14 protein-coding genes are annotated in these 13,702 nt (G+C 65.9%); 5 read left to right on the top strand and 9 right to left on the bottom strand.

Annotation, left to right across the window (positions count from 1 at the left end; all coding sequences use genetic code 11):
• The first annotated feature begins 174 nt into the window (after nt 1–174).
• Nucleotides 175–819, top strand: a complete 645-nt coding sequence (gene coq7 / locus AC1DGC_RS16705) for a 2-polyprenyl-3-methyl-6-methoxy-1,4-benzoquinone monooxygenase (RefSeq protein WP_259208949.1) — start codon at nt 175–177, stop codon at nt 817–819.
• A gap of 197 nt (nt 820–1,016) precedes the next feature.
• On the opposite strand, the gene speD is transcribed toward coq7, so the two are convergent.
• Complete coding sequence (gene speD / locus AC1DGC_RS16700) at nt 1,017–1,811, bottom strand: adenosylmethionine decarboxylase (RefSeq protein WP_019185315.1); 795 nt, start codon at nt 1,809–1,811, stop codon at nt 1,017–1,019.
• Nucleotides 1,812–1,958: 147 nt separating this feature from the next.
• Here speD and crp point away from each other — a divergent pair, with 147 nt between their 5' ends.
• Together crp and AC1DGC_RS16690 are read left to right on the top strand one after the other, a co-directional pair.
• A complete protein-coding gene (gene crp, locus AC1DGC_RS16695; protein WP_256776562.1) occupies nt 1,959–2,648 on the top strand; it encodes a cAMP-activated global transcriptional regulator CRP in 690 nt (229 codons plus the stop codon).
• Between the two features lie 132 nt (nt 2,649–2,780).
• The gene (locus tag AC1DGC_RS16690; RefSeq protein ID WP_394164004.1) at nt 2,781–3,542 is read left to right on the top strand and encodes a sulfite exporter TauE/SafE family protein; all 762 of its coding nucleotides are present in this window, start codon (nt 2,781–2,783) and stop codon (nt 3,540–3,542) included.
• A 54-nt stretch (nt 3,543–3,596) separates the two neighbouring features.
• Here AC1DGC_RS16690 and AC1DGC_RS16685 read toward each other — a convergent pair whose 3' ends face one another.
• The 8 genes from AC1DGC_RS16685 to AC1DGC_RS16650 all read right to left on the bottom strand — a co-directional run bounded on the left by AC1DGC_RS16685 (nt 3,597) and on the right by AC1DGC_RS16650 (nt 11,674).
• Nucleotides 3,597–4,313 carry a haloacid dehalogenase-like hydrolase gene (locus AC1DGC_RS16685; protein ID WP_259208942.1) on the bottom strand — a complete coding sequence of 239 codons (717 nt, stop codon included), beginning with the start codon at nt 4,311–4,313 and terminating at the stop codon, nt 3,597–3,599.
• Nucleotides 4,310–5,104 carry an indole-3-glycerol phosphate synthase TrpC gene (gene trpC, locus AC1DGC_RS16680; protein WP_394164003.1) on the bottom strand — a complete coding sequence of 265 codons (795 nt, stop codon included), beginning with the start codon at nt 5,102–5,104 and terminating at the stop codon, nt 4,310–4,312. The genes AC1DGC_RS16685 and trpC overlap by 4 nt, the downstream gene beginning before the upstream one ends.
• 64 nt (nt 5,105–5,168) lie before the next feature.
• Complete coding sequence (gene trpD, locus AC1DGC_RS16675; RefSeq protein ID WP_259208938.1) at nt 5,169–6,206, bottom strand: anthranilate phosphoribosyltransferase; 1,038 nt, start codon at nt 6,204–6,206, stop codon at nt 5,169–5,171.
• 35 nt (nt 6,207–6,241) lie between these two features.
• Complete coding sequence (locus AC1DGC_RS16670; RefSeq protein WP_259208936.1) at nt 6,242–6,820, bottom strand: anthranilate synthase component II; 579 nt, start codon at nt 6,818–6,820, stop codon at nt 6,242–6,244.
• A gap of 2 nt (nt 6,821–6,822) precedes the next feature.
• Nucleotides 6,823–7,605 (bottom strand): SIMPL domain-containing protein, encoded by a 783-nt coding sequence (locus AC1DGC_RS16665; protein ID WP_394164002.1) that lies wholly within the window; start codon nt 7,603–7,605, stop codon nt 6,823–6,825.
• 60 nt (nt 7,606–7,665) lie between these two features.
• Complete coding sequence (gene trpE / locus AC1DGC_RS16660) at nt 7,666–9,141, bottom strand: anthranilate synthase component I (protein ID WP_394164001.1); 1,476 nt, start codon at nt 9,139–9,141, stop codon at nt 7,666–7,668.
• Between the two features lie 178 nt (nt 9,142–9,319).
• Nucleotides 9,320–10,633, bottom strand: coding sequence for an XVIPCD domain-containing protein (locus AC1DGC_RS16655; protein ID WP_478048385.1), 1,314 nt, complete (start codon nt 10,631–10,633; stop codon nt 9,320–9,322).
• A gap of 75 nt (nt 10,634–10,708) precedes the next feature.
• The gene (locus AC1DGC_RS16650; RefSeq protein ID WP_478048384.1) at nt 10,709–11,674 is read right to left on the bottom strand and encodes a Tle-like phospholipase domain-containing protein; all 966 of its coding nucleotides are present in this window, start codon (nt 11,672–11,674) and stop codon (nt 10,709–10,711) included.
• A gap of 102 nt (nt 11,675–11,776) precedes the next feature.
• On the opposite strand from AC1DGC_RS16650, the gene AC1DGC_RS16645 reads away from it, so the two are divergent.
• Together AC1DGC_RS16645 and AC1DGC_RS16640 are read left to right on the top strand one after the other, a co-directional pair.
• Nucleotides 11,777–12,643: an ankyrin repeat domain-containing protein gene (locus AC1DGC_RS16645; RefSeq protein WP_478048383.1), complete on the top strand. Its 867-nt coding sequence runs from the start codon at nt 11,777–11,779 to the stop codon at nt 12,641–12,643.
• Nucleotides 12,644–12,679: 36 nt separating this feature from the next.
• On the top strand, nt 12,680–13,525 hold the full coding sequence (locus tag AC1DGC_RS16640; RefSeq protein ID WP_478048382.1) for an ankyrin repeat domain-containing protein: 846 nt from the start codon (nt 12,680–12,682) through the stop codon (nt 13,523–13,525).
• The last annotated feature ends 177 nt before the right edge of the window (nt 13,526–13,702 follow it).

Genomic DNA, 13,702 nt, shown 5'->3' with positions numbered 1-13,702 from the left:
TCAAGTAGGTCGGGCTCATTGCGGCGCTGAACGGCCGGAACTCTGCCACGCGTTGTGAAGAGGCGGGATTGTACTGGCCATGCCACCCACATGCAAGTCGCCCGCTGCCATGGCTTGGCACACCGGCGCCAGGGGGCGAGAATCGACGATCCCCCGCCGTACGCCGCCGCCCCCATGACCGCGACCCGCCAGATCACCCCGCTCGATCACCTGCTGACCGAAGCCCAGCGCGCCCTGGACACGGTGTTCGGCAACCCGCCGGCCAGCCGCCCCTACCCCGCCGAGGCCACCCCGGACGTGCAGATGGGCCGTGCGGAGCGCCGCCACGCGGCCGGGCTGATGCGGATCAACCACGTCGGCGAGGTCTGCGCCCAGGGCCTGTATTTCGGCCAGGCCGCGGTCGCCCGGGAAGCGGCGACCCGTGCCCACCTGCTGGAGGCGGCCCAGGAAGAGACCGACCACCTGGCGTGGTGCGCCCAGCGCCTGGGCGAGCTGGACAGCCGCCCGAGCCTGTTCAACCCCCTCTGGTATGCCGGCAGCTACACCATCGGCACCCTGGCCGGCCTGCGCGGCGACGGCTGGAACCTCGGGTTCGTGGTCGAAACCGAGCGCCAGGTCGAAGCCCACCTGGACGAACACCTGGGCACCCTGCCCCCGGCCGACCTGCGCAGCCGCGAGATCCTCAAGGTGATGAAGATCGACGAAGCCCGCCATGCCGACCACGCCGAGCATGCCGGCGCACGCAAGCTGCCGTTCCCGATCCCATCGGTGATGGCACTGGCCTCGGCGGTGATGAAGGGCATCGCCTACCGCGTGTAAGCGCGGCTGGCTGGCCCGGCGGGCCGCCTCCGGACCCGGAACGTGAACACGACAACGGCCCGGTGTCTTCACACCGAGCCGTTGTTGATCTGCGTCCGTGGAACCGTCAATTGCGCAAACCGCAGGTTCCACAGGCAGGACGCTTCCGTCCTGCGCAGCACCGCCACCGGTTGCCCGGGGCGGCTGTCGTCACCGCATTACTCGGCCAGGTTGCGCCCGTGGAACAGCTCTTCGATCTCACGACGCAGCAGCGCCTCGATCTTCATGCGTTCCTTGAACGACAGGTTCTTGGCCTTCTCTTCGAACAGGTACTGGTCCAGGTCGAAGTCCTTCAGGTGCATCTTCGTGTGGAAGATATTTTCCTGATAGACGTTGACGTCGAACATCTCGTAACGCGACTTGATGTTCTTGGCCAGGAAGTTCTGGATCGAGTTGATCTTGTGATCGATGTAGTGCTTCTTGCCCTTCACGTCACGGGTGAAGCCACGCACGCGGTAGTCCATGATCACGATGTCCGATTCCAGACTCTCGATCAGGTAGTTCAGCGCTTTCAGCGGCGAAATGACGCCGCAGGTAGCCACGTCGATGTCGGCGCGGAAGGTGGCGATGCCTTCCTGCGGGTGCGTTTCCGGATAGGTGTGCACGGTGATGTGCGACTTGTCCATGTGCGCGACCACGGCGTCGGAGATGAGCTCCTTGCCGGCCTGCTTCTTGTCGATCACCGGTTCTTCAGAGATCAGGATCGTCACCGAGGCACCCTGCGGATCGTAATCCTGGCGCGCCACGTTGAGGATGTTGGCGCCGATGATCTCGGCGACATCGGTCAAGATCTGAGTAAGCCTATCGGCGTTGTACTCTTCATCAATGTATTCGATGTAGCGCTGACGCTCCTCTTCGGTGCGCGCGTAACACACGTCATAGATGTTGAAGCTCAGCGCCTTGGTGAGGTTGTTGAAACCCTGCAACCTCAGGCGAGGCAACGGCTTGACCACGGCGGTCGATCCTGTGTGTGGTGGGAAAGGCGCAATTATGGGGCAAAGTGATCGGGGGCGAAACTTGCATCGAAAGGAATAGGTGTGCTGTGTTTGCCCTTCACAAACCGGATCGTTAAGCTCGCGGGACATAGCCGTGAATTGTTCATGAGCAAAGGGAGCGCCTCAAACGTGTCAACTGTGCGCCTTGCCACAAGTCCACTGGCCCTGGATATCGCCACCATCGACCGTTTCCTGGCCCACAGCCATCGCCGCCGCTACCCCGCGCGCACCGATGTGTTCCGCCCCGGGGATCCCGCCGGCACCCTTTATTACGTGATCAGTGGCTCGGTCTCTATAATTGCTGAGGAAGAGGACGACCGCGAGCTGGTCCTCGGCTACTTCGGTTCAGGTGAATTCGTCGGCGAAATGGGGCTGTTCGTCGAATCCGACCGCCGTGAGGTGATCCTGCGCACCCGCACCCCGTGCGAGCTGGCCGAGATCAGCTACGAGCGCCTCCACCAGCTGTTCCTCGGCCCGCTGTCGGCCGATGCCCCGCGCCTGCTGTACGCGCTGGGTCAGCAGATCTCCAAGCGGTTGCTGGACACCAGCAGGAAAGCCAGCCGCCTGGCCTTCCTGGACGTCACCGATCGTATCGTGCGCACCCTTCACGACCTGTCCCGCGAGCCGGAGGCCATGAGCCACCCGCAGGGCACCCAGCTGCGCGTCTCGCGCCAGGAACTGGCCCGGCTGGTCGGCTGCTCGCGGGAAATGGCCGGCCGCGTGCTGAAGAAGCTGCAGACCGACGGGCTCCTTCACGCCCGCGGCAAGACCGTGGTCCTGTACGGCACCCGCTGATCCGTAGGGCCGGCCATTGGTCGGCTTCCAGGGTCCCGCCCGGCATGCCACCGGGCCAATGCCGCCAGCCGCCAGCCAGCCGCCAGCACCACCCAGGCCGCCATTTCACCCATTTGCCGCTAGGCTGTTGCCATGGAACTGGGCAGCGAATTCTATTGGTTCATCCTGATCGGCCTGGGCGCGCAGCTGGTCGATGGCGCGCTGGGCATGGCCTTTGGGCTGGTATCGTCCTCGGTCCTGCTCAGCATGGGCCTGCCGCCGGCAGCGGTGAGCGCCAGCATCCACACCGCCGAGGTGTTCACCACCGGCGCCTCGGGCGTCTCCCACCTGGTGGCCGGCAATGTCGACCGCCGCCTGTTCCTGCGCCTGGCCCTGCCCGGTGCGGTGGGCGGCGTCGTGGGCGCCTACGTGCTGACCCAGCTGCCCGGGGACGTCATTCGCCCCTTCATCTATTGCTACCTGCTGGTGCTGGCGATCTTCATCCTGCTGCGCGCGGCCGGGCGGCTGATGCCGGCCCAGGAAGTGAAGCGGGTGCCGGTGCTGGGGTTCGTGGCCGGGCTGCTGGATGCCAGCGGTGGCGGCGGCTGGGGCCCGGTGGCCACCTCCACCCTGCTCGCCCGCGGCGGCCAGGCCCGCACCACCATCGGCACGGTCAACGCGGCCGAGTTCGTGGTCACCCTGGCCGTGTCGATCACCTTCCTGCTGTCGATGGGCCTGCAGTACCTGAACATCGTGGCCGGGCTGATGATCGGCGGCATGATGGCCGCGCCGGTCGCCGCGCTGCTGGTCAAGCGGGTCAAGGAGCGCTGGGTCCTGGTGGCCGTGGGCGTCCTGGTGCTGGCGATCAGCCTGTTCCAGATCGGCCATGCGCTGGTGCAGTGGCGCGCGGCCTGAGCCGGTTGCGTCATCCCGGCGGGACGACGCGAGACGCATCATCGATCGCGTCGCTCAGACCGGATCGCCGGCCCGATCGAGGCAACCCCAGTTGAGCACCGGCGTGCCCGGGGGCAGCACCTGGCGGAAGTGGGCCACCCGCGAAGCCTTCGGATTGACCACCACCGGCGCCTTGGCGGCCAGCAGCAGCGGCAGGTCGGCGCTGCTGTCGGAATAGGCGATGGCGATCTCGCCGTAACCGCGCTCGCGCAGCATGCGCATCTTCTCTTCGTTGTGGCAGTGCCGGGTGGCGATCACCGCGCCCAGGAACGGGCCGACCTCGGTACCGATCACCGGCACGCCCTGGTGGGCCACGAAGGTGAGGATCGCCCGGGCCAGCTCCGGCGGCGCCCCGGTGGCGACCACCACGCGGTCGCCCTGCGCCCGGTGCTGGGCGAACACGTCCAGCGCCACCGGCAGCAGCCGGCGGCGGATGTCGGCCTCGTGGGTGAGCACGTAGCGGTCGATGGCCTTGTTGAGGTCACGCGCGCGGTGCAGGCCGAAGGTGGCGATCCACACATAGCCGGAGATACCGCGGCGGCGGGTGGGCAGCAACGCCACCAGCGGCCCGAGGACCGGGGTGGCCAGCAGCGCGGCGAGCAGGCGCAACGGGTTGCGCTTGATCAGCCAGGCGAACAGATGGCTGCCCGAGTCGCCGTCATAAAGCGTGTGATCGAAATCGAAGACCACCAGCGGGGCGTCGTCGCGCGGCGTTGGGTAGATCGCAGTCATGCGCTGAAGAATAGCTGACGCAGGCCCTCGCCGGGCTCCTCCACGCGCATGAAAGCCTCCCCGACCAGGAAGGCGTGCACGCCGGCGCTGCGCATCCGGGTGACGTCGTCCGCATCGACGATGCCGCTTTCGGTCACCAGCAGGCGGTCGCGGGGCACGGCCTGGCGCATGTCCAGGGTGGTCTGCAGCGACACCTCGAAGGTGCGCAGGTTGCGGTTGTTGATGCCGATCAGCGGCACCGGCACCTGGATGGCGCGCTCGAGCTCGTCGATGTCGTGCACTTCCACCAGCACGTCCATGCCCAGCTGCATGGCCAGGTCGGACAGCTCGGCCAGCTGGCGGTCGCTGAGTGCGGCCACGATCAGCAGGATGCAGTCGGCGCCGAGCACGCGCGCTTCATACACCTGGTAGGGATCGATCACGAAGTCCTTGCGCAGCACCGGCAGCGTGCACGCGTCGCGGGCCTGCTGCAGGTAGGCGTCGCTGCCTTGGAAGAAATCGATGTCGGTCAGCACCGACAGGCAGCTGGCGCCGCCGAATTCGTAGCTCACCGCGATGTCGGCCGGGTGGAAGTCGGCACGGATCACGCCCTTGGACGGGCTGGCCTTCTTCACCTCGGCGATCACCGCCGGGTTGCCGGCCGCGATCGAGGCGCGCAGCGCATCGGCAAAGCCCCGCACCGGAGGCGCCTGCACGAGGCGGTCGATCAGGACCTGCAGCGGCACGTCGGCGCGCCGGGCGGCGACTTCTTCGGCCTTGCGGGCCAGGATGGTGTCGAGGATGTCGCTCATGTCGGTCGGGTCCTTCAGGCCGGCCATTATCGGCCAGCCGCGGGTGAAGCGTGAAATCGCCGGCTCAGCTGCCGGCGGCGATGCGCTGGGTGGCGGCCACGTACTGCGCCATGCGCGCGCGCGCGCCGCCGTCGGCAATGGCCGCGCGGGCGCGGGCCAGGCCATCGGCGATGCTGTCGGCCACGCCGGCCACGTACAGCGCCGCGCCGGCGTTGAGGGCCACGATGTCCAGCGCCGGGCCGGGCTGGTTGTCGAGCACCCCACGCAGCATCGCGATGGATTCCTCGGGGTTGGCCACCTTGAGGTTGCGACTGGCCGACATGGCGATCCCGAAGTCCTCCGGATGGATTTCGTACTCGCGCACCTTGCCGTCGCGCAGCTCGCCCACCAGGGTGCCGGCGCCGAGCGAGATCTCGTCCATGTTGTCGCGCCCCCACACCACCAGCGCGCGCTCGGCGCCCAGTTCGCGCAGCACGCGCGCCTGGATGCCGACCAGGTCCGGGTGGAACACGCCCATCAGCACGTTGGTGGCGCCCACCGGGTTGGTCAGCGGGCCGAGGATGTTGAAGATGGTGCGCACGCCCATCTCGCGGCGGACCGGAGCGACCACCTTCATCGCCGGGTGATGCATCGGCGCGAACATGAAGCCGATCCCGGTCTCGGTGATCGCCCGCGCCACCTGTTCCGGGCGCAGGTCGATGACCGCCCCCAATGCCTCCACCGCATCGGCGCTGCCGGACTTGGAGGACACGCTGCGGTTGCCATGCTTGGCTACCTTGGCCCCCGCCGCGGCCACCACGAACATCGCGCAGGTGGAAATATTGAAGGTATGCGAGCCATCGCCACCGGTGCCGACGATGTCGACCAGGTGGGCCTTGTCCTCGACCGGCACCGCCAGCGCCAGCTCACGCATCACCGTGGCCGCACCGGCGATCTCGCCCACGGTTTCCTTCTTGACCCGCAGGCCGGTGAGGATCGCGGCGGTCATCACCGGCGACACCTCGCCGCGCATCACCTGGCGCATCAGGTCGACCATTTCGTCGAAGAAGATCTCGCGGTGCTCGATGGTGCGCTGCAGGGCTTCCTGGGGGGAGAAGGTCATGCGGGGGGTCCTTTGCGATGCGGGTGCGGCGCCGATCAGCGCTGCAGGAAGTTCTTCAGCAGGGCGTGGCCGTGCTCGGTGAGGATCGATTCGGGATGGAACTGCACGCCTTCGACCGGGTACTCGCGATGGCGAAGGCCCATGATTTCTTCGATGGTGCCGTCCGCGTTTTCGGTCCAGGCGGTCACTTCCAGGCACGCCGGCAGCGTGGTCTTGTCCACCACCAGCGAGTGGTAACGCGTGGCCTGGTAGCGGTCCGGCAGGCCGGCGAAGACGCCCTTGCCTTCATGCCGGATCGCCGAGGTCTTGCCGTGCATGATGGTGCCCGCGCGGATCACATCACCGCCGTAGACCTGGCCGATGCCCTGGTGGCCCAGGCACACGCCGAGGATGGGCGTGCTCGGGCCGAGCCGGCGGATCAGCTCCAGCGACACGCCCGCTTCGTTGGGCGTGCACGGGCCGGGCGAGATCACGATGCGCTCGGGGGCGAGCGCGGCGATCTCGTCGACGCTCAGGGCGTCGTTGCGCACCACTTTTACCTCGGCGCCGAGCGTCTGCAGGTACTGCACGAGGTTGTAGGTGAAGCTGTCGTAGTTGTCGAGCATCAACAACATGGTCAGGGTCCGTCTTGGATGAGGAAAATGGCGTACACGTTTTCGGTGTACGTGATGGGTGCAGCCGTCAGCAGCTCGCCAGCCGACGGCGCGCGGCGCGTCCCGGTCACGACCATCTTGTCCAGCGTTGCGCTTTCTCCGCCGTCGCCGAAGCGATCCCGACCGGGCGTGCCCCAGGTACCGGCCTGCACGCCATAAGCGAAGTTCGGTGCGACGTCGGAAATGCTGTACAGGCCGGTGATCTTCGTGCCGTATGCGCCCGCCAGGCCCTTGGCCGATTCGCGCGTTTGCGCGGCGGCCTCGGCCTTGAGTTCGCCACGCAGGCGGCTTTCACCCGAATACGTGGGCTCAGCGGTACTGACCTGCACTTCGCGGCTGGCCTTCAGATCGCCGAGGAAGGCTTTCAGCGCCTGCGCGTCGGGGAATTCGGCCTTCAGGTCGCGCCGGGCGGCGGTGCCGTTGAACACTTCCTCATCGTTGCGATAGCGCGTGGACGGGGCAATGCTCAGGTTGTCAGCGCGCACGGTGCCGTCGATGGCGCCGTGCTGGGCGAACAACTGCAGCACGCGTTCGGCGTTGGCCTGCACGCGGGCGCGGGCGGTCTCGGTCTGCATGTCGACCGATTCCAGCGCCACCTTTACCGTGAAGCGGTCCGGCATCACCGTGCGCGTGGCGCTGCCCTTGACCAGCAGGTGCGGCTGCGAGGGGATGGTATTGGCCTGGCCCCACGCGGGTGCGACAGCGGCCAACGTGGTCGACAACAGCAATGCGCTCAGCAGCTTCATGCGGTATTCCTTGTCTGGGTGGTGCAGCGAACGCCGTGGCACGCGCCACGGCAGGAAAACTCACAGGCCCTTGGCCGCCTGGGCGACGGCACGGAACAACGCGCGGCCCTTGTTCATCGTCTCGTCCCATTCCTTGCCCGGATCGGAGTCGTAGACGATGCCGGCACCGGCCTGCACGTGCAGACGGCCGTCCTTGATGACGGCGGTGCGGATGGCGATCGCGGTATCGGCATCGCCATGCCAGCCGATGTAGCCGATGCTGCCGGCGTAGACGTTGCGCTTGATCGGCTCCAGCTCGCGGATCACTTCCAGCGCGCGGATCTTCGGCGCGCCGCTGACGGTGCCGGCCGGGAACGTCGCGCGCAGCACGTCGGCATAACTCAGGCCGGGCTGCAGTTGCCCGGTCACTTCGCTGACGATGTGCATGACGTGGCTGTAGCGTTCGATCACGAACTGTTCGCCCACTTCCACCGTGCCCGCCTTGGACACGCGACCGGCGTCATTGCGCCCGAGGTCGATCAGCATCAGGTGCTCGGCGCGCTCCTTGGGATCGGCCAGCAGTTCGGCTTCCAGCGCGTTGTCCTCCTCCACCGTCGCCCCGCGTGGGCGGGTGCCGGCGATCGGGCGCACGGTGACTTCCCCGTCCTGCAGGCGCACCAGGATTTCCGGCGAGGAGCCGACCACCTGCACATCGCCGGTATCCAGGAAATACATGTATGGCGAGGGGTTCAGGGCGCGCAGGGCGCGGTACACGTCCACCGGGCGCGCCTTGAACGGCACGCTCAGGCGCTGGCTCAGCACCACCTGGAAGATGTCGCCGGCGCGGATGTATTCCTTGGACTTGTCGACCGCGGCGATGAAGCCCTCGCGGGTGAAGCCGGAGACGAAGTCGTTCTCGTCCAGCACGTCGCGGGTGATCGGCGCGGGGTAGCCGGCACCCGGTGCCCGCAGCTTGGCCACCAGTGCGTCCAGCTTGGCCTGGGCCTGGTCCCACGCCCCGGCTTCACCGGGGTCGGCGTGCACGATCAGGTACAGGCGGCCCTTGAGGTTGTCGAACACCGCCAGTTCTTCGGAGTGCAGCAGCAGGATGTCCGGCGTGCCCAGCTCGTCGCGGCCACGCGGCGGCGCCAGGCGCGGCTCGATGTAGCCGATGCACTCGAACCCGAACCAGCCCACCAGGCCGCCGGTAAAGCCGGGCAGACCGGCCAGCTTGGGCACCGAGTGGGCGCTGCGCAGCGCCTCGACCTCGGCGAACGGGTCGGCCACGTCACGGGTCTCCACCACCTGGCCGGACTCGCTGACGGTCAGCGTATGGCCGTGGAAGGCATACACCCGGCGCGCCGGCAGGCCGATGATGGAATAGCGCCCGAAGCGTTCACCGCCCTCGACCGATTCAAACAGATAGGTATGTGGGCCGTCGGCGAGCTTCAGATAGACCGAAAGCGGCGTGTCCAGGTCGGACAGCACTTCGCGGACGACGGGGATGCGGGTGTGGCCTTCAGCGGCCTGCTGCTGGAACTGCTCGAACGTGATCAAGACGACTTTCCTTCCGGGAAACGGCGGTGGCGGGACGGACGACGGCAACAGGCCACCATCGCCACCAGCGGCGAGCGGAAGAAAGGGTATGCGGGGTCGTCAGAATGGACACCCGCTGACTGTACCGCACTGACCCGCGTGGGGAAACCCCGCCCGGCCCGGCGCGGCGGGCCCGCGCTCAGCCCATGGCGCGGCCGTCGGGCCGCTGCTCGGCCCCCATCTGCGGTCCATTGGCTGCCTGCGCGCGTTGCCGATCCACCTCGGCGGCCTGCTCGGTGCTCACGGCCAGAGGCTGCTGGCGGCCGCCAACCACATCGACATAGGCCGCATGCCGGTCCGGCGCGGCCAGGTCCAGGGTGTCCACCGCCGCGGCGAGGCGCTGGTCCTTGCTCAGCACCACCTGTGCGATCGACTGCAGCCCCTCCTGCTTGGCCTTGGCCGCCAGCGCGCCGGCCAGCTGGTCGCTGTAGATATCCGGCGTATGCCCGACGCTGGCGTCGATCCCATGCACACCGGCCTGCGCCGCCTTGAACAGGTGGAAGTCGGCATTGGCCGGGTGGTTGATGCCGACCGCCGGCGCGTTGAGCGGCGGCGGCTCGGGCGTATCGCCTTCCTGCAGCCTGCCCTGGTCAGCGCGGAGCAGCGTGCGTGCAGCGGCCTCCTGCCGGGCGATTTCGGCGTCGAGGCTGGGGATGACGGTTTCGTCCATGCCGTGGCGCGCCATGGATTCGCTGAAGGATCTGCCGATCTTTCGTGCGAACTGCGCGGTGTCTTCCAGGTTCTTTACGTTCTCCGGCGCGACATAGGTCGGCGAGTGGCGCGCCGCCACGCTGGCCGTCGCTGCCACCAGCCCGGCAGTGCCTGCCATGACCGCAGGTGCATCCTCCGTAATGCCCCTGACCTTCTGACTCCCCCAGTGGTAGCCCTGTTCCACGAACGCCGCTGGTCTGGCCGACGCGTCGCTCATTGCCTCTGACGCCGCCTCGCCCGTCCGCCTGATCACCTCGGCACCACGACTGCCCGCCGCGCGGGTTTCCTCCGCCTGTGCCGCTCCGCGCTGCATCACCTGGTCAGCCTTCGCATCCTGGGACGCAGCGAACTGATCGGCCCCGTGCCGCAGGTGCTTCGCCGCCGCGTCCAGCCCGACCAGTTCGGCCCCTCTGGAGAGTGCTCCGGCGTACTTCCCGGCCAGGTAGCCGTCGACGCGATGGGCCGTGCTTTCCACCAGTGCCTTCAGCTCCTGCCCCTTCGCAATCACGGTAGCCGCGCCCTGCACGCCCACCCGCATGCTCTGGGACCCCATGTCCACCGCGTTGCCCGCCAGCACGCTCTGCACGCGCCCGGCCTGCACTGCCATGACGCCGCTGCGCTCCATCGACGCGGCCACACCGGCACCCACGCGCTCAACGTGCTCGCCCAGCTGTCGCCCGCTACGCATCGCACGCGCGGCATCCACAAGGACATGGGACAACGGACCGGCAAGCTCGGCCACCTGGCTCGGCGACTCCACCCGTCTGCGGTCGACAACATTTCCCTCCGCATCCAGGGCCTTGGGGTCCAGCAGAATCTACATCTTGCCAGCCGCCACGGGCACGCTACGCAGGGCTTTGGCCCCCTCAGGTGTGGCCAACCGATCGATGAACTGCGCGGCGGCCGTCTGGGCACCGGCGGGGAGTGAAGCCTCCAGCTTTTCCTTGACGATCTCCTTCATCAAGGGCTCTCGCAACAGCATGCTGGTCTCGTTGACCACCACGCCAAAGTCGCGGCGCTGCTGATCGTTCAACCGCTGCCATCCGTTCTGCACGTCGTTGAGCACCTCGCCTGTGACTTGGTAAGTGCTCACCGTGCTCTGTGTATTGAATAGCGGTAGTCCGTTCTCCCTGCCGTAGCGCGCGGCAGTCTCCGCGTGCAAGCCCGCCGCGTTAAGAGTAGTTGCACGCGCGCCACTAACAGCCGAACCGGCGGAACTCAAGCCACCACCCAAAGAGTGGCCAGCAATCTCGAACCTGTCGCCGAGACTTCGCTTCAACAGCATGGATAAATCCATGCTGCGATCGTAGTAGTCACTCCGATTGCCAGAACCCTGCTGCCCGTTGTTGAGGAAATCTTCCCCACCGGACTCGCGGCGACCGAGCGGCGCGTTGGGATCAACAATTATGCCCGTCGACCCTTTAAACACTAGAACCGGCTTAGCCCCTTCTCCAAGGATTTGGGGATCCGGAAGGTAAATCTCTGCTCGGAATCCAGATCGAGTTGGACGCAACGCCAAGAGAATTTCTTCATCACTAAGGCTGACGCCTGCCCTTCTAAGGCTCGCCGGATCCTCGCTGGCGCGGGTCCAACCGGGGGGACAGCCCCCCTCACCCGCAGCAGCACGGTACACATCTGCGGCAAGCCCAGCGACTTCCCGTGAGTGGTAAGTTTCCTGCAACATGAGTGCTTCAGCGTGATGTCCGCCCCTACGCAGTTGCTCAACCAACTTGTTCTGCTCATGCAGGACCCTAATCTTTGCTTCTGTATCTGCTTCACTCATGGCAACTCCTTTGCGCTTCAACAATCCCAACATCAGGGGCACTTACAGGCTGATGGCGGACCCTGCTAATGTCGTCCGCAAGCTCGTACATTAAGGATAATCGTGCGCGAAAAACGTCGGATAACTCCTAATCACGCGGGCATATTTGCGATATGCGTCGCACTTTTCCTTGCGGCAGGGTGTGCGCGTTCATCTTCCCATGGAGCCGATCGGTACTTCGAGGGAAAGGCGCTTGAGCTGGCCATCGCTAGCGAGACCGGGGACGCCAAGGAGATACGCCGCCTCATCAAGGACGAGGGCGTCAATCCCGACATCGAGTTCTCCAAGCGCGGCGGCATTCCCCTCCTCGCGTGGCCTCTGCGCGCGCAGAGCCTGGAGGGACTGCGTGCGATGCTCGATAACGGTGCCGATCCAAATGCGCGGCAAGTCAGGCCGCTACGTGGAAAGACATACCGCGATGACAACGCCATGGTGTATGCGGCCCAGATGGAAGATTCCCGCTACTTGGGTCTTCTTCTGGACCACGGCGGAGACCCCAATACCCGCAATGCTGACAACGAAACCCTGCTCTTCCAGGCCTTCATCAGCGGCAATCAATGGCAGAACGTCCAGTTGCTGGTAGAGAAGGGAGCCAACGTGAACGAGTCGAATCGAGGCAGTGCGGATACCGTACTGAGCTGGTACACCGGTCGCGGGGGGTTCAAGCAGGCCTACTGGCTGCTTGAACATGGAGCCGATCCCACGCTGATGTACGTTCCGCCCGAGGTGTCCGGAAAACCGACCCGTATGACAATAGCCGAAGATATCTACTGGGAGATCACCTCACCCGATCACCTGCCTTGGCAGAAGAAGTGCCAGCAATGGCTGATCGCGCACGGGGTCTCCCGCCCCCCGATGCCCAGCGGCATCCGCGCGAAGCGCGAGGCCTTCAACTTCCCCAGCAAGGAAGAAGACGTCCCGCTGTTGTGACCCAGCCGAACGCTGTCAAGAAAGGACTCCACCCCAATGCGCGGCACACTCGTCTTCCTCTTTGCCCTGGCGTTGCCTGGTCCACTTGTTGGATGCAAGCCAACATCCTCGCACGGCGCTGCCCGCTACTTCGAGGAAAAGGCGCTTGAGCTGGCCATCGCCAGCGAGACCGGCCACGCCAAGGAAATTCGTCGGTTGATGAAGGAGGAGGGCGTCAATCCAGACGTCGAGTTTTCCAAACGCGACGGGATACCCCTGCTCGCCTGGCCGCTGCGCGCAGAGAGTGTAGAGGGGCTGCGCGCCATGCTCGAAAACGGCGCCAATCCAAACGCACGCCAGACCAAGCAACTGCAGACAAGGATGCACCGTCAGAACAACGCCATGGTCTACGCAGCCAAGATGGAAGATCCACGCTACTTGAGTCTTCTTCTGGACCACGGTGGAGATCCAAACACCCGCAATAGCAACAACGAAACGCTCCTCTTCCAGGCTTTCATCAGCGGCAATCAATGGCAGAACGTCCAACGCCTGGTCGAGGGCGGCGCCGATGTGAACCTGGCGAACAGGTACCGGGATGACACCGTGCTCAGCTGGTACACCAAGCGTGGCGGATTCAAGCACGCCTACTGGCTGCTGGAACACGGGGCGGACCCCACCATCAAGGCAGGGCTGTTCACCGATCCCGTCGAGTCACAGCGACAACTGATGGTCGAAGCCATCTACTGGGAAATCACCTCGCCGGACCTGCTGCCCTGGCAGAAAAAATGTCAGCAATGGCTGATGGCACGCAACATCCCCAGGCCGCCCATGCCCGAGCACATCCGCAGGAAGCGCGAAGCCTTCAACTTCCCCAGCAAGGAAGAAGATATCCCGCTGCTGTGACCCAGCGGCACGCTTAAAAGGAAGGATCCCAAGCCAATGCGCATCACGCTCACCTGCCTGCTGACCTTCGCCCTTCTTGCACCACTGGCTGGATGCTCGTCAGCTTCCTCGCATGGCGCTGATCGCTACTTCGAGGGAAAGGCACTGGATCTGGCCATCGCCAGCGAAACGGGAGAC

It is taken from the genome of Stenotrophomonas sp. 05N37 (assembly GCF_056397365.1).
The sequence above is the reverse complement of the archived record's forward strand: the minus strand, read 5'-3'. Positions and strand labels throughout refer to the sequence as shown.